16 protein-coding genes and 1 pseudogene are annotated in these 13,691 nt (G+C 58.3%); 10 read left to right on the top strand and 7 right to left on the bottom strand.

Features of this window, described 5'->3' with window-relative positions; genetic code table 11:
* Positions 1-34: 34 nt before the first annotated feature.
* Both BN1123_RS17710 and glpK read left to right on the top strand, forming a co-directional pair.
* A complete protein-coding gene (locus tag BN1123_RS17710) occupies positions 35-889 on the top strand; it encodes an MIP/aquaporin family protein (protein ID WP_042028652.1) in 855 nt (284 codons plus the stop codon).
* Between the two features lie 29 nt (positions 890-918).
* Positions 919-2,421: a glycerol kinase GlpK gene (glpK, locus tag BN1123_RS17705; protein WP_042028651.1), complete on the top strand. Its 1,503-nt coding sequence runs from the start codon at positions 919-921 to the stop codon at positions 2,419-2,421.
* A 207-nt stretch (positions 2,422-2,628) separates the two neighbouring features.
* Here the strand turns inward: glpK and BN1123_RS17700 are convergent, their stop codons facing one another.
* Positions 2,629-3,531: a LysR family transcriptional regulator gene (locus BN1123_RS17700; protein WP_042028650.1), complete on the bottom strand. Its 903-nt coding sequence runs from the start codon at positions 3,529-3,531 to the stop codon at positions 2,629-2,631.
* 195 nt (positions 3,532-3,726) lie between these two features.
* Here BN1123_RS17700 and BN1123_RS17695 point away from each other — a divergent pair, with 195 nt between their 5' ends.
* The 7 genes and pseudogenes from BN1123_RS17695 (at position 3,727) to dkgB (ending at position 7,377) form a co-directional block, all read left to right on the top strand.
* Entirely contained in the window at positions 3,727-4,107 is a 381-nt protein-coding gene (locus tag BN1123_RS17695; protein WP_042028649.1) for a DUF6404 family protein, read from the top strand.
* Between the two features lie 4 nt (positions 4,108-4,111).
* Positions 4,112-4,348: a hypothetical protein gene (locus BN1123_RS17690; RefSeq protein WP_042028648.1), complete on the top strand. Its 237-nt coding sequence runs from the start codon at positions 4,112-4,114 to the stop codon at positions 4,346-4,348.
* A gap of 82 nt (positions 4,349-4,430) precedes the next feature.
* Positions 4,431-4,793 carry a VOC family protein gene (locus BN1123_RS17685; protein ID WP_042028646.1) on the top strand — a complete coding sequence of 121 codons (363 nt, stop codon included), beginning with the start codon at positions 4,431-4,433 and terminating at the stop codon, positions 4,791-4,793.
* A 3-nt stretch (positions 4,794-4,796) separates the two neighbouring features.
* Positions 4,797-4,976, top strand: a pseudogene (locus BN1123_RS21860) (VOC family protein); the annotation flags it as partial.
* Between the two features lie 100 nt (positions 4,977-5,076).
* The gene (locus BN1123_RS21510; RefSeq protein ID WP_156130689.1) at positions 5,077-6,048 is read left to right on the top strand and encodes a hypothetical protein; all 972 of its coding nucleotides are present in this window, start codon (positions 5,077-5,079) and stop codon (positions 6,046-6,048) included.
* A gap of 129 nt (positions 6,049-6,177) precedes the next feature.
* Complete coding sequence (locus BN1123_RS17680; protein ID WP_042028644.1) at positions 6,178-6,474, top strand: putative quinol monooxygenase; 297 nt, start codon at positions 6,178-6,180, stop codon at positions 6,472-6,474.
* Between the two features lie 96 nt (positions 6,475-6,570).
* Positions 6,571-7,377, top strand: a complete 807-nt coding sequence (gene dkgB, locus BN1123_RS17675; RefSeq protein ID WP_042028643.1) for a 2,5-didehydrogluconate reductase DkgB — start codon at positions 6,571-6,573, stop codon at positions 7,375-7,377.
* Between the two features lie 120 nt (positions 7,378-7,497).
* On the opposite strand, the gene BN1123_RS17670 is transcribed toward dkgB, so the two are convergent.
* Positions 7,498-8,505, bottom strand: a complete 1,008-nt coding sequence (locus tag BN1123_RS17670) for an HAD family hydrolase (RefSeq protein WP_042028641.1) — start codon at positions 8,503-8,505, stop codon at positions 7,498-7,500.
* A gap of 304 nt (positions 8,506-8,809) precedes the next feature.
* On the opposite strand from BN1123_RS17670, the gene BN1123_RS17665 reads away from it, so the two are divergent.
* Positions 8,810-9,991: an MFS transporter gene (locus BN1123_RS17665; RefSeq protein WP_042028640.1), complete on the top strand. Its 1,182-nt coding sequence runs from the start codon at positions 8,810-8,812 to the stop codon at positions 9,989-9,991.
* An 84-nt stretch (positions 9,992-10,075) separates the two neighbouring features.
* Here BN1123_RS17665 and BN1123_RS17660 read toward each other — a convergent pair whose 3' ends face one another.
* The 5 genes from BN1123_RS17660 to BN1123_RS17640 are packed head-to-tail and all read right to left on the bottom strand — an operon-like array spanning position 10,076 to position 13,623.
* Positions 10,076-10,681 (bottom strand): HvfX family Cu-binding RiPP maturation protein, encoded by a 606-nt coding sequence (locus tag BN1123_RS17660; protein ID WP_042028638.1) that lies wholly within the window; start codon positions 10,679-10,681, stop codon positions 10,076-10,078.
* Positions 10,632-11,495, bottom strand: a complete 864-nt coding sequence (locus tag BN1123_RS21050) for an HvfC/BufC family peptide modification chaperone (RefSeq protein ID WP_082037566.1) — start codon at positions 11,493-11,495, stop codon at positions 10,632-10,634. The genes BN1123_RS17660 and BN1123_RS21050 overlap by 50 nt, the downstream gene beginning before the upstream one ends.
* Positions 11,488-12,360 carry an MbnB/TglH/ChrH family RiPP precursor modification enzyme gene (locus BN1123_RS17650; RefSeq protein ID WP_042028635.1) on the bottom strand — a complete coding sequence of 291 codons (873 nt, stop codon included), beginning with the start codon at positions 12,358-12,360 and terminating at the stop codon, positions 11,488-11,490. Before BN1123_RS17650 ends, BN1123_RS21050 begins: the two co-directional genes overlap by 8 nt.
* Complete coding sequence (locus BN1123_RS17645; protein ID WP_156130687.1) at positions 12,348-12,671, bottom strand: hypothetical protein; 324 nt, start codon at positions 12,669-12,671, stop codon at positions 12,348-12,350. The genes BN1123_RS17650 and BN1123_RS17645 overlap by 13 nt, the downstream gene beginning before the upstream one ends.
* Positions 12,649-13,623: an MBL fold metallo-hydrolase gene (locus BN1123_RS17640; protein WP_042028633.1), complete on the bottom strand. Its 975-nt coding sequence runs from the start codon at positions 13,621-13,623 to the stop codon at positions 12,649-12,651. Before BN1123_RS17640 ends, BN1123_RS17645 begins: the two co-directional genes overlap by 23 nt.
* Between the last annotated feature and the right edge of the window lie 68 nt (positions 13,624-13,691).

Here is a 13,691-nt window from a genome sequence, read left to right as displayed (position 1 = left end):
ACCTCTACTACGGGTGGATACGAGGAATACAGATATGAGCATACAAAGACCCAATACCCTGCTTGGTGAGTGCATCGCCGAGTTTATCGGCACCGGCCTGCTGATCTTCTTCGGCGTAGGATGTGTGGCCGCCCTGGTGCTGGCAGGCGCCAATTTTGGTCAGTGGGAAATATCCATTACCTGGGGCCTTGGCGTGGCCATTGCCATCTATGTGACCGGCGGTATTTCAGGTGCCCACCTGAACCCGGCCGTCACCCTGGCGCTGATGACCTTCGCCGGCTTTGACAAACGCAAGGTGGTGCCCTTCATCATCGCCCAGATGGCAGGCGCCTTCTGCTTCGCCGCCCTTGTCTACTTCCTGTATGGTAACCTTTTCACCCAGTGGGAAGTGACCCATAACGTGGCACGCGGCAGCATCGAGAGCCTCGGCACCGCCGGCATCTTCTCTACCTACCCCAATGCCCTGATCTCCAACCTGCAGGCCTTCGCGGTCGAGCTGGTGATCACCGCCGTGCTGATGCTGGGCATTCTGGCGCTGTGCGACAACAACAACGGTGCCCCCAAAGGTTTCGCCGCCGCCCTGCTGATCGGTATCCTGATCGCGGTGATCGGCGCCTCCCTTGGCCCGTTAACCGGTTTTGCCATGAACCCGGCCCGTGACTTCGGTCCCAAGCTGTTTGCCTTCGTCGCTGGCTGGGGTGATGTGGCCCTGACCGGTGGTCGTGACAACCCCTACTTCTGGGTACCCATCCTTGGCCCCATCGTCGGTGCCCAGATTGGTGCCGCCCTCTATGTGAAAGTATTGGCCCCCTGTGTGCCGGGCAACCGTGTTGCCACCACCGAGCAAGCCACCCAAACCGCCAAAGCCAAAGAAGAGGCCGCCGCGTAAGAGCGGCCCCATAAAACGTGGAGAACATCATGTCTGCTGAAAAGAAATATGTCGTCGCTCTGGACCAGGGTACCACCTCCTCCCGCGCCATCGTCTTCGATCAGGATGCCAACATCGTCGGCACCTCCCAGCGCGAATTCACCCAGCACTACCCGAAAGCGGGCTGGGTAGAGCACGACCCGATGGAGATCTGGGCGACCCAATCCTCCGTCTTTACCGAAGTACTGGCCAAGACCGGCCTGCGCAGCGAAGAGATCGCCGCCATCGGCATCACCAACCAGCGTGAAACCACAGTGGTATGGGAAAAGGCCACCGGCAAACCCATCTACAACGCCATCGTCTGGCAGTGCCGCCGTACCGCGGCCATCTGTGAAGAGCTCAAAGCCCGGGGCCTCGAAGAGTACGTGCGCGAAAACACCGGTCTGGTGCTGGATGCCTACTTCTCAGGCACCAAGGTGAAGTGGATCCTCGACAACGTGGAAGGGGCCCGCGAGAAGGCGATGAACGGCGAGCTCTTGTTCGGCACCATCGACACCTGGCTGGTGTGGAAGATGACCAACGGTGAAGTGCATGTCACCGACCCGACCAACGCCTCGCGCACCATGCTCTACAACATCCGCGATCTGAAGTGGGATCAGCGCATGCTGGACGAGCTGGGCATCCCCATGTCCATGCTGCCGGAAGTGAAACCCTCCTCCGAGGTCTATGGCTACACCACCCGTGGCGGCGGCTCCCGCATCCCCATCGCCGGTATCGCCGGTGACCAGCAGTCTGCCCTGTTCGGCCAGCTCTGCTTCGAAAAAGGGATGGCCAAGAACACCTACGGCACCGGCTGCTTCATGCTGATGAACACAGGCACCGAACCGGTTCGCTCCAATAACGGCCTGCTGACCACAGTCGCCATCGGTCCGAAAGGGGAAGTGAACTACGCACTGGAAGGGGCCGTGTTTATGGGCGGCGCCACCATCCAGTGGCTGCGTGACGAGCTCAAAATCATCCACGATGCCCGCGACACCGACTACTTCGCGAGCAAGGTGGGCGACACCAACGGCGTCTACCTGGTGCCGGCCTTCGTCGGTCTGGGTGCCCCCTACTGGGATCCGTATGCTCGCGGCACCATGGTCGGCCTGACCCGTGGCGCCAACCGCAACCACATCATCCGTGCGGCGCTCGAATCCATCGCCTACCAGAGCCGCGACGTGCTGGATGCGATGCAGCAGGACTCCGGCATCAAGCTGGCAGCCCTGAAGGTGGACGGTGGCGCAGTCGCCAACGACTTCCTGATGCAGTTCCAGTCCGACATGATGCACACCCCGGTAGTTCGTCCGACCCGTATCGAGACCACCGCCATGGGCGCCGCCTTCCTGGCAGGCCTCGCCGTCGGCTTCTGGAAGAGCTCGGACGAGCTGGAAGACAAGTTCAGCGTGGACAGAGAGTTTATCCCGCAGATGGACCGCGACGAACGCGCCAAACGCTACAACGGCTGGAAGAAAGCCGTCGAGCGTTCCCGCCGTTGGGCCGAAGAGGATTGATCGGCTAGCCGACATCTTTTTGGAAACAAACATGCCAAGAGGCCGACAGCGATGTCGGCCTCTTTTTTATCTCGCGCTCTGTGCGTGTTCTGCCTTGATGACCACCTGCGTCATTGAACCATGAAGCCAGCCATCCATGCTCACCTCTAGCCTGCCAGAGGCCGGGAATGGGTTGACACCTATATTCCTCCCAGCCCTGTTCAGCCCTTACAGGGTGTGGCTGCCTAATTGCTCCTTCAAAAAATCGAGCCAGACCCGCAGCCGGATATCCCGCTGGGCATCAGAGTAGAAGACCGCATTGATGGGGCGCGAGGCGCCGCTGTTGCTGCGGGCCAGCACCTCCACCAGGGCGCCACTCGCCCGATCCGGCCCGGTCATAAAGTCCGACAGGCAGACGATCCCCTCCCCCGCCAGCGCCAGCTGGCGCAAGGTCTCGCCACTGCTGGCGCGCAGGGTCGGGGTAATGGGAAAGCGATCCCCCTGCTCTTCACTCAGTAGCGGCCAGTGATTGAGGTGATCGGGATGCAAAAAGCCGAGCAGTTCGTGGCCCGTCAGCAGATCCGCCGGCTGGCGCGGGGTGCCGCGCGCCTTCAGATAGTCGGGAGAGGCCAGCAGCCGCAATCTGGATCGTCCGAGCGGCAGGGCGCGGAGGGAAGAGTCGCTCAGCTCGCCGATGCGAATGGCCATGTCCACCCGCCGCTCCATCAGGTTGATAAAGCCCTCGGAGCTGTGCAGTTGCAGCTCTATCCCCGGATAACGGCGGCGAAACTCGCCGATAATGGGCACCAGTCGATGCAGGATAAAGGGGGTAGCGGCATCGACCCGCAAGATCCCCTCCGGCTGTTCGCGCCGCATCAGCAGCAGCCCCTCCGCCTCGCTCATCTCGGTCAGGATCTTCACCGCCCGCTGATAGAACCAGCTCCCCTCCTCGGTCAGGCTGACCCGCCGGGTGGTGCGATTGAGCAGCACGGTAGCGAGCTTCTCTTCGAGCCGCTTGATGCCGCGGCTCACCACCGAGTTGTCCATGCCGAGGTTCTCCGCCGCCTGGCGAAAACTGCCCGCCTCCACCACGGCCACAAACAGGGTCAGTTCATCAGAATGGGTCTTCATTGATGTTATTCCGGCAAGAGTAATGGGCCTTTATAGGCGCATTGGCCATGCACTGGCAAGGCCAACGGGACGCCACCAGCCGCAAAATCCTCGCCAATAACGTGATGGCCAACCCATCTATCCATCGGGCTTATGGGTAGAATGCTCGCCATCAGGCATCGTATGGCGCCATGCATGCTCACAAGGAAATATCCCATGACATTCGAAGAGCGACTGGCCGCCGCCCATCAGGAGCTTGCCAGCAGGGGCGTATGGCAATCCCATTACGCTCCTCTCCTGTTCAGACTGCTGCGCAGGCTCGGTTATCCGGTCAAGCCACCCCACTATCAGAGCTGGCTTGCCAACCTGCTGGGATTTGGCATCAGCGCCGGGCTGATCTGGGGTCTGTTAATGTGGCTGTTCAGCTGGCATGGCACTGAAATAGAACCCGTTGACGCCCTGCGCCAGACAGCCCTGTTTGCTGCCCTCTTCGGTCTGCTGATGGCAAGCAGCATAGGAATAAGGCGCAAACAGCTGAAATTGACCCCGTGGGAGCAGCTGGCCCCCACGACAACGACCCCCACCATCCATGAGTGACCCCATGTTCAACCAATTTTGTCCCCGCTGCGGGGTTGAGACCGATCACCGCGAGCGGATCCTGCCCAAGATTCAGCACCACGAGGAGTCTCCCCGCGGGGTCCTCAAGGCCTTTCTCAGCGGTCTTTTTTCCGGCTCAAGCATGAGCGGCATCGCCGCCATGGATCAGGTCGACCGCTATCTGGTCTGCACCAGATGCGGGCTCGATACCCTGGCCAATCAGGGCGAAGAGTTTCAATAGGCAAGCTTTCTTCTGCCATCATCAACTCATCGACACCGCGCGGATAAGCCGGCGAACCATCGACCAGCAGGGAGCAACCCAGATGAAAGCCCATGAAAAACTGAACTATGTGGAGTTTGCCGCCAGGGATCTCGCCGCCACCAAGGCCTTCTTTCAGGCCGCCTTTGGCTGGCAGTTTGCCGATTACGGCCCTGACTACTGTGCCTTTGCCGGGGAAGGGCTCGACGGCGGTTTCTATCGCGCCGATCTCTGCAGCCAGAGCGCGCAAGGCGGGGCTCTCCTGGTGTTTTACAGCGCCAATATTGAAGCGACTCAGGCCAAGGTGGCCAGCGCTGGCGGCAGCATAGTACGGCCGCTCTTTGACTTTCCCGGTGGCCGCCGCTTTCACTTTACCGAGCCCAGCGGTAATGAATTTGCCGTCTGGTCGGAGCCGGCCAGCGCCTGATGGCAAGGGGGCGCCCTGCTGGTGTTCTACAGCCCCGATATTGCGGCGACCCAGAGCAAGGTAGCTAGCTCGGGGGCACCATAGTTCGTGCCCTTGTTCGATTTTCCCGCTGGCTGCAGCTTCCACTTTGTTGAGCCCCGAAACAATGAATTTGCAGTCTGGTCTGGGCCAGACTGCATCTAACCCCTATGGGGAAGCAAGTCAGCATTTTTCAGCTGCTTATTCTATGCGATATCATGCTATTATATTTCGGCGCTAAGACTATTACAGGATAACACTGAAAATGATGCTCCCGACAGAATTTGAGCGTTCTCATGAATTGTGTTTATATATTCACGATGTCATGGTGGAATTTATTAAGTCTGGGGAGATGCATGATGTTTTCAATCAGTCTATAAATATAAATGAAGAAGAAATTTCTTCTTTAGAAAAGACCGACCAACATATCTTGGATTGGCTTGAAGAAAACAACAGAAGTGAGCAAAGAAATTTAGTAATACGAACTGTTGTACTGCCAGCAGTCTTATCAGACATGTTACATTGTATTTTTGAAGGCCTATCTACATCCAAAAAAGGTAAAATGGCAGTTTCCTTTATGTTGTTGCGAAAACCATTACAGGAAAGCTTATATCTGCTTGAGTCAATGGCGATAGATAAAAACTCATTTGTAGAGCATTTATCTAAAGACCCATTATTTCTCAGGCCTAAAAATGGAGGTGGGCCAGTAGGCCATGCTCAACGAATAGACATTGTTTTAGATAAGATGGGTTTAAGGGAAATATTCAGCAGTCAATATATTTCTGAATTACGATATGACAAAAAGAGCTATGATAGCTTCGATAGAGTTTGTAATCATGCGATGCATCTTTTTACCGAACACTCATCGATAAAAACAGATTTATTGAACATAAATTTTATTTTTTCAGGTGTTGAGCAAATTTATAGTCAGCAACGATATTTATACACAAGGCTTCCATATTTACTCTATTATATTTACTGCCTTTTTGAATATATTGCTAGCGATATTGCACCAACGACTACAGAATATATGGAAAATATCAACCGTAGAATATCCGCATATTTTCTAATGGCCTATATCGATATGGATGATGAATTTATTACTGATGAGATACATAGACTAGCTAATCTTTTTAGGTATGCGTTAAAAATAGATCAGACACAATCATTGAATTCATCCTCAATTATCAAAAGACTGGTTCATATAGCAGAAACAGGGTCATTGACGACAAATTAAGATAATCAGTCATAAAAAATCTCACTACCGCGATTGCTGCTCTCCCTTCAATACTGTTTTGTGGCCAGCGCCCTGTTTCCTGTGATAGACGGCGGGCATACTGAACCTTCATTTTGCAAGGAGGTTCAGATGTCATCGCCCGTGATAGTGATTGCCCAGCTTGAGGCCAAACCCGAATTTGCCGCCCAGTTTCACGCCGCCTTGAGCCCCTTGATCGCGGCCACCTTGCAGGAGTCGGGCTGCCTGCGCTATCAACTGCATCAGGATCTGGACCATCCCCACAGCTGGATGCTCTATGAGGTGTGGGAGAGTGAAGCCGCCCTCACCACTCACCAGAGCCAACCCCACTTTATCGAGTTTCTCGCCAAAACCGGGCCCTGGTTTGCCGGCAGCACCATTCGCCGTTATCAGCCGCTGGGCGCCTGAATGGCCCATTCCCCTGACAACGACACAAAACACAGCCTTGCCCTTTCGCCCTGCCCTTTACTCTTTAAAGAGGGGCAACCAATTTGAGGAATAAGCATGATGAAGATGCCCAACCTGGGTCTTGGAACCTTCCGCCTGACCGGGCAACCCTTGCGTGACTCCCTGCTGCAGGGGCTTGAGCTTGGCTACCGCCATATCGACACCGCCCAGATCTACGCCAACGAGGCCGAAGTGGGCCAGCTGATGGCCGAGAGCGGCGTGCCCCGCCAGGATATCTACCTGACCACCAAGGTGTGGACCAGCGAGTTTGGCCAGGGCAAGGTGATCCCGAGCCTGGAGATGAGCCTGGAAAAACTGGGCACCGACTATCTGGATCTGGCGCTCATTCACTGGCCCTCCCCCAGGGATGAAGTGCCGATGGCGGTCTATCTGGAGCAGCTGGCCGAGGCCAAGGCCCGGGGGCTGACCCGCGAGATAGGGGTCTCCAACTTCACCGTGGCCCAGCTTAAAGAAGCCATCGACATTCTGGGGCCGGGCGCCATCGCCCACCAGCAGGTGGAGGTTCACCCCCTGCTGCAAAACCGCAAGGTGGTGGAGTTCTGCCAGGCACAGGGCATCGCCGTCACCGCCTATATGCCGCTTGCCTACGGCAAGGTGTTAAGCGAGCCGCTGCTGATGGAGATCGGCCAGCGCCACGGCGTCTCTGCGGCCCAAGTGTCGCTCGCCTGGCTGCTGGCGCAGGGCATGGCGGTGATCCCGAGCTCCACCAGGCGGGAAAACCTGACCGCCAATCTGGCCGCCCTCAAGGTGACGCTCAGTAGCGATGAGATGGCTGTCATCGCCACCCTGGATCGAGGCGAGCGCTGCGCCAACCCGGACTTTGCCCCCGCCTGGGATAACTAAGCCGGGATGCAACGCCCCTGGCAGCCAAAAACAAGCCGGGCGAAGGCGCTCCCGCCTTCGCCCGGATTTGCGGGATAGATCCCGCTTGCTGCTTTATCACGCCCCGTCAATCGCCTCCCGTCAGGGGGCATTTGGGCAGAGCGCAGGATCAAACACTTGGTTCCAGTCCGACTTCATGTCGACCACCACCCAGCCCCGCGCCTTCGCCTGAGCCAACCCATCGACCAGCTTGCCGCTGGCCGGAGGGTGACTGTCATAGGCATATTCCCGCTTGGCGTCCGTGTGGTGGACTAGCAGACCAAGGGTACGGTAGTCGGGGTTGGTCGAGGTGTACTGCAGCATGGGCACATCGCCATCGCTGTTGCCAAAGGCCGCCACCGGGCGCTGTCCCATAAAGAGGTGGATGGCCGCCGGTTTGGCCTTGCCATCGTCATAATAGGCCCCCTTCATGGTCTTGCGGATCGCTGCCCCATCCTCCGTCAGGGCAAACTCCCCTTGCGCAAACGACCCCACCACCTGCTGCGGCGGTATGCCATACATAGGCTCCGCCAGCTCCCGGATAAAGTCGGCGCCACCGCCGGAGACAATCCAGGTCTTGAAGCCGTTCTCCCGCAGATAGGTAAGCAGCTGCTTCATCGGCAGATAGCCAAGCTGGTTGTAGTGGCAGCCATAGCGGGGATCTTTTTTGCTGCTCACCCAGTTGTTCACTCGCTTGGCAAATTCCGTGGTGGTCATGCCGCTGTGCGTCAGGGCCACCAGTTGCACAAGCCCCTTCTCCCCCATCCTGGTCAGAGCCTTGAGATCATCGTTCAGCACAGCGGCGACGACGGGCTCTTTTTTCCACTCAGGGTGGTCTGGCGCCAGACGCTTAATCTCGTCTATCGCAAACTGCAGCTGAAACGTCAGGGGCGCCTCAGGCCACAGGGTGCCGTCATTATCAAACACTACAAAGCGCTTATCTTCCGGGATAAAGGTGGCTTTTTGCTGATCCGTGGCATCGGCCACCCATTTGATGATCGCCTGCTTGGTGGTTGTGTCATTCCAGGCGAAGAGGGGATCTTGCGGGGCGGCCTGGGCGGCAAAGGCACCGCACAGCAAAAGAAGGGAGGATAGTCCGGTCAGTTTCATCTTGTGTCCTGTTTTGCAAGGGAAAAGCCATGACTGGCAGCCCTGAGCGACATCCCCCGTCATGTATCCGGGCCACTCCTGCACCAGCACCTAAACCATCTACCGGAGCTTACCCCAACGCCCAACGAGTGCAATATGACACCACTGCCAATAGCCACAGCAAGCCAGGGGGAGAAGGCGATTAACGGCCAGATTGATGCGAATTGATCAAAAGTCATTTGAATATGCCGTCATTTTTGCCAACAAACTGCCTCGGCATACTGGCGCCATTCTCCCGTCGGGAGTCACCATCCAAGGAGTTGTTATGCCACTGGCGTTGTTTGCCCTCACCTTAAGTGCCTTTGCGATCGGCACCACCGAATTCGTGATCGTGGGGCTCATTCCCACCATCGCCGACCAGCTTCAGGTCTCGCTTCCCTCGGCGGGCCTCTTGGTCAGCCTCTATGCCCTTGGCGTGGCCATCGGCGCCCCTCTGCTCACGGCACTCACCGGCAAGGTGCCGCGCAAGTGGCTGCTGGTGGGGCTGATGGCGCTCTTTACCGCCGGCAACCTGCTGGCCTGGCAGGCCCCCGGTTACGAGAGCCTGATCCTGGCCCGCATCCTGACCGGGCTGGCCCACGGGGTCTTCTTCTCGGTGGGCAGCACCATCGCCACCGGCCTCGTGGCCAAAGAGAAAGCAGCCAGCGCCATCGCCATCATGTTCAGCGGCCTCACCATCGCGCTGGTGACCGGCGTACCGCTAGGCACCTGGATTGGTCAGGTCTTTGGCTGGCGCGACACCTTTCTGGTGGTGAGCCTGCTGGGGCTGGTCGCCATGGTGGGCAGCCTGCTGCTGATCCCCAATAACCTGCCCAAAGGAGCGGCCTCGACCATCCGCGATCAGCTCTCCGTGCTCACCAAAAAGCCCTTGCTGCTGGTCTACGCCAAGACCGCGCTGGGTTACGGCGGCGCCTTCACGGCCTTTACCTTCCTCGCCCCCATCCTGCAACAGGTAAGCGGCTTTAGCGCCGGTGCGGTGAGCCTCATCCTGCTGGTGTACGGGGTATCGGTCGCCGTCGGCAATATCTGGGGCGGTAAGCTGGCCGACCGTCTGGGCCCATTGCCGGCGCTGAAGCTGCTATTTGCAGGTCTCGCTATGGTGCTGCTGGTGCTCACCTTCACCGCCCCCCATCCGGTGCTAGCAGTGCTCACCGTGCTGGTGTGGGGCGCCTTTGCCTTTGGCAACGTACCCGGGCTGCAGGTGCTGGTGGTCAAACAGGCCGAGCAGCACACTCCAAGGGCGGTGGACGTAGCCTCCGGCCTCAATATCGCCGCCTTCAACGTCGGCATTACGCTGGGCTCCGTGGTCGGCGGCCTGGTGGTGGAGCACCTCGGCCTGATGCACACCCCCTGGATAGGCGCCCTTATTGTGCTGCTGGCCTATGGCCTCACCCATCTGAGTGAACGGCAAGCCGCTCGGATGGCACAGGCCTGCCCCCAGAATTGAAGCCGCAGGCTTTTCCTCTGCAAAATAAAAACGAGCGGCTGATGCCGCTCGTCTCGCTTTCACGCTCTGTTTACTTTGTTTTTGTTATGCCGCTTGCGGCCCGGCCTTGCCTGTCACGGCGCGTGTCAGCCAGTAGTCGAGGCTGACGTAGCGACCGCCGCCGTACACCAGCAGCACCAGCAGCATCACGAAGTAGGTGGCGGCAAACTCCATCCCGTTGTTGAGCATCACGGGATCCCCGAGCTCGGTGATGTAGTTGTAACGACCGGGGAAGTTGGCGGCCAACCACTCGATAAAGCCGTTGAGGCGCAATGTCGCCTCCATGCTGCCGGTGGCAATGGCATCCCAGCCGTGCTTCCAGTGCACCATGGCGCTCGCCACGCTCATCAGGAAGATGGTCGGAATGGCCATGATGCGGGTAAAGAGACCAAGGGCGATGCAGATACAGCCCAGCACCTCGGTACCCGCCGCCAGAAAGGCGAGCAGGGTCGGGAACGGCAGGTTTAGGCCTCCTTCCGATACCGGTGCGCCAAACCAGGCGACGGTGCCGGCAAAACCCACCACCTTGGAGTGGGCCCCCACATAGATGACCGGGATGAGGTAGAGACGAATCGCCAGCAGAGCAAGAAAATCGAGCCGCTTACACTGAGCCACAGCCCGCTCGTACCAATGGATAAGGGGATTGTTCATGAAATTCTCCTTGGAGTTTGTCAGATAAGAGCGCCTGATGGCCGATTACCGGGAGCTGCATGGTGAGCAAACCAAGCTGGTGAAAATGACGAGCCCATGCCAGCAGATCGAAACCGTTGTGAAAGCGTCGCAACTGCTGTTCGAACCTGACAACGCTCACCACTTCCTGTTGGTCAAGTCGCTGGATCAGGGCTACATCCTGTGTACGCAGCAGTTGGGTTACCACCTGATGATCGGGTGTGCGAAACAGGGCGTGGTAATGGCTCTCCTGCCGACTCGCGACTACGCCGTTGCTACGGATGACAAAGGGAAGATTAAGAAGCTGCAGAGTAGGATTGAGCCGCAGGCAACTCTCTGCCACGACTTTTTCCCCTATGACGGGGAGCGGCACCTGCGCCTCGTCAATCTCTACCCCGAGACAGGCCCACTCGTACTCCAGCAAGGCCAGCCACTGCCTTGGCCAATTAAGCGGCACCTCGCCGCCAGGTTGCGGAGCACTCTTGCAGCGCCGCTGCACATAGCGAACAAACTCGGTGGCAATATGATGAAAAGCAGGCTCAAGAGCACCATGGTGGGTGACGAAGCCTTCCACCAGCTTGCGGCACTCATCAGGCGACAGATAGCCAAGGGTGAGCCCAAAGCAGCTCTCCAGCACATACTCCACATTAGCCCGCACGCTGCGAACATAGTGGCAAGCGACGTTCTCTTTCGGTTGGCGTACTCGGCTGGCCAGCCACTCGATTTGCTGCTGCAACCACACAGGGGGTAGCTCTGCCGACGCAGACTCGTTCTGCGACAATAGCCATTTATCCATGGTTCACCTCCAGCATCGACTCCTGTGCCGGTGGCTTGTCAGCCACCTGACAACAAGCTTCATGGATCCAGGACAGCTCGGCCTCCAGCTCCGCCAACGGTGGCAAATAATGATCCCGCTCCAGCAGTAGGGGGCGCAACCCGTGGGTTTCCACCGTGTACCGAGCCAGTGCCACTACTGCATCACATACCGGCCTGCCATGGGTATCGAGCAGTGTGCCATCCCGTTCTTTGAGGTGACCGGCGATGTGAAAGTAGCGGATCGCCGAGCCCGGTAAGCCGGCGATCATCCGTTTGGGACAGTAGTCATGGTTACGGCTGTTGACGTAGACGTTGTTGATGTCGAGCAAGAGCTCGCAACCGCTGCGCGCCACCAGCTCGGCCAGAAAATCCTCCTCGGTCATCTCGTGGTCATAGTTGTAGTAGTAGGAGATATTCTCCAGCACCAGAGGGCGGGCCAGCACATCCTGTACCTGCGTGATCCGGGCAGCCAGATAGGGGATATTCTCCCACTGGCGCGGTATCGGCAGCAGCTCGTAAAGATACCCCTGTGCATCACGGGAAAAACTCAGGTGTTCGCTGTAAATATCGATGGCAAACTCGTCCAGAAAGGCACGGATCTGGCCGAGCAGTGTGTGGTTGAGTGGCTGGCAGTCGCCAAGAGAGAGGCTCAGACCATGAGCCACCAGCGGATAACGTTCGGCGATCTGGTGCAGCTGCTCCCGCTTGGCTCCACCGATAGCCATCCAGTTCTCTGGCGCCAGCTCGAGAAAGTCGATAGAGGGGTGCGCCGGCTCTTCGCAGAGCTGTGTCAAATGTTCCTGACGCAGCCCTATCCCCCGACTGTGGAAGCTTATTGACCGCATACTCCCTCCGTCATCTTGCTGTCACTCTCGACACGGGACTTGTCACCGTCCACTCCCTGCCCTGCCACTCCGCACTTGCCGTCACGAGCACGCACCAGTCGATCCTGTGGATCGCTATCGAGGGTCTGCTTCTCGAAACGCTTCTCGGTGCCGCACTTGCCTGCCGCACACTTGCCACCATGCTGTTCGCTCGGGGCGGCTTTCACCGGCGCATCGCTCGGCGCTGCCCCCAGTGCCAACTCCGGAGTCAAGGCGATGAGCCCCGTTATGGCGATGGAGAGGGTCAGTTTACTGGTTACGTTCTTCATCATGATTGGCCTCCTTGAGGGATGAGAGTGGATAGCTGGAGAGATCGCGAGCAGCCACCAGCTGACCGTGGAACTGCGATTTGACGATGGCGAGCGCTTCGGTCTTGTGACTGAGCCCAATCCCCATCCAGTGGTTAAGCACCAGCAGCTTCGGGTTCACCTCGTTGGCAATCCTGGCTACCACAGAAGGCTTGGCATGGAGTGTGGCGGAGACGGGATCGGCATCCTCGTGGATGGCAAGTGGCATCACCAGGATATCGGCTCCACGAGCAAAATCGAGGAAGGCTGGATTGGAACCATTCTGATCCGCCGAAATGACGATGGTCCCCTCCGCGCTCTCGATGCGATAGGCCAGACAGGGCACGTCCCCGTGGGGGATGCCGAGCGCCGTGATGGTCAAGCCATCCTGCTGATAAACCTGTTGCGGCCGTACGGTCTGGTAGGGCACATCGTGCAGGGTGATGGGGAAGAGGCCATCACTACCATCCTTGAACCCGCTCAGGTAGGCATAAGCCCCCTTGCTCGGGTTGAACAGGGCGTCAAAGTAGCCGCTCATGCTGGGGAAGGCCGAGCCGGCTTGCGGCCCCGCCAGATCGAGCGGATCGCTGCGCTTGAAGAAGTAGGCCCCTTTGAGCAGCGCGGGCAGATCGGTCACATGATCGGTGTGAAAGTGGGTGATGCCGATAAAGTCGACCTCTTCGAGCTTGGCGCCCGCCTGGCCAAAGCGCAGATAGACGCCACCGCCGGCATCGATCAGGATGCGCGATTTGCCCTTCCACCAGATCACCTCGCTCGAGGAGGCACGCAGATCGTCGGAGATGGGGCCGCCGCTGCCGAGCACCTGCAGGGTGAATGCCTTGTCCAGTGGCGTCAGTTGTACGGGCTCGGCCCAGGCTGGCGCAGTGACGAGCGCGCAGCCGATGGCCAGCGTCACCGCTTTGATTGTCTGTTTCATAACGGATTACCTGTCGGTTGGATGACAAGAAAAAGGGGTCGGGGCGAGGCAGTGCCTGCCCTCCCCGA

The organism is Aeromonas enteropelogenes, assembly GCF_000819845.1.
In the GTDB taxonomy this organism is placed as follows: domain Bacteria; phylum Pseudomonadota; class Gammaproteobacteria; order Enterobacterales; family Aeromonadaceae; genus Aeromonas; species Aeromonas enteropelogenes.
The sequence above is the reverse complement of the archived record's forward strand: the minus strand, read 5'-3'. Positions and strand labels throughout refer to the sequence as shown.

Excerpts from the sequence above, each read along its gene's own strand:
- glpK (WP_042028651.1), top strand. The coding sequence starts at position 919 with ATGTCTGCTGAAAAGAAATATGTCGTCGCTCTGGACCAGGGTACCACC.
- BN1123_RS17640 (WP_042028633.1), bottom strand. The coding sequence starts at position 13,623 with ATGAAACAGACAATCAAAGCGGTGACGCTGGCCATCGGCTGCGCGCTC.
- BN1123_RS17650 (WP_042028635.1), bottom strand. The coding sequence starts at position 12,360 with ATGCGGTCAATAAGCTTCCACAGTCGGGGGATAGGGCTGCGTCAGGAA.
- BN1123_RS17665 (WP_042028640.1), top strand. The coding sequence starts at position 8,810 with ATGCCACTGGCGTTGTTTGCCCTCACCTTAAGTGCCTTTGCGATCGGC.
- BN1123_RS17670 (WP_042028641.1), bottom strand. The coding sequence starts at position 8,505 with ATGAAACTGACCGGACTATCCTCCCTTCTTTTGCTGTGCGGTGCCTTT.
- BN1123_RS21050 (WP_082037566.1), bottom strand. The coding sequence starts at position 11,495 with ATGGATAAATGGCTATTGTCGCAGAACGAGTCTGCGTCGGCAGAGCTA.
- BN1123_RS17660 (WP_042028638.1), bottom strand. The coding sequence starts at position 10,681 with ATGAACAATCCCCTTATCCATTGGTACGAGCGGGCTGTGGCTCAGTGT.
- BN1123_RS17680 (WP_042028644.1), top strand. The coding sequence starts at position 6,178 with ATGTCATCGCCCGTGATAGTGATTGCCCAGCTTGAGGCCAAACCCGAA.
- BN1123_RS17710 (WP_042028652.1), top strand. The coding sequence starts at position 35 with ATGAGCATACAAAGACCCAATACCCTGCTTGGTGAGTGCATCGCCGAG.
- BN1123_RS17695 (WP_042028649.1), top strand. The coding sequence starts at position 3,727 with ATGACATTCGAAGAGCGACTGGCCGCCGCCCATCAGGAGCTTGCCAGC.
- BN1123_RS17685 (WP_042028646.1), top strand. The coding sequence starts at position 4,431 with ATGAAAGCCCATGAAAAACTGAACTATGTGGAGTTTGCCGCCAGGGAT.
- dkgB (WP_042028643.1), top strand. The coding sequence starts at position 6,571 with ATGATGAAGATGCCCAACCTGGGTCTTGGAACCTTCCGCCTGACCGGG.
- BN1123_RS17700 (WP_042028650.1), bottom strand. The coding sequence starts at position 3,531 with ATGAAGACCCATTCTGATGAACTGACCCTGTTTGTGGCCGTGGTGGAG.
- BN1123_RS17690 (WP_042028648.1), top strand. The coding sequence starts at position 4,112 with ATGTTCAACCAATTTTGTCCCCGCTGCGGGGTTGAGACCGATCACCGC.
- BN1123_RS21510 (WP_156130689.1), top strand. The coding sequence starts at position 5,077 with ATGATGCTCCCGACAGAATTTGAGCGTTCTCATGAATTGTGTTTATAT.
- BN1123_RS17645 (WP_156130687.1), bottom strand. The coding sequence starts at position 12,671 with ATGATGAAGAACGTAACCAGTAAACTGACCCTCTCCATCGCCATAACG.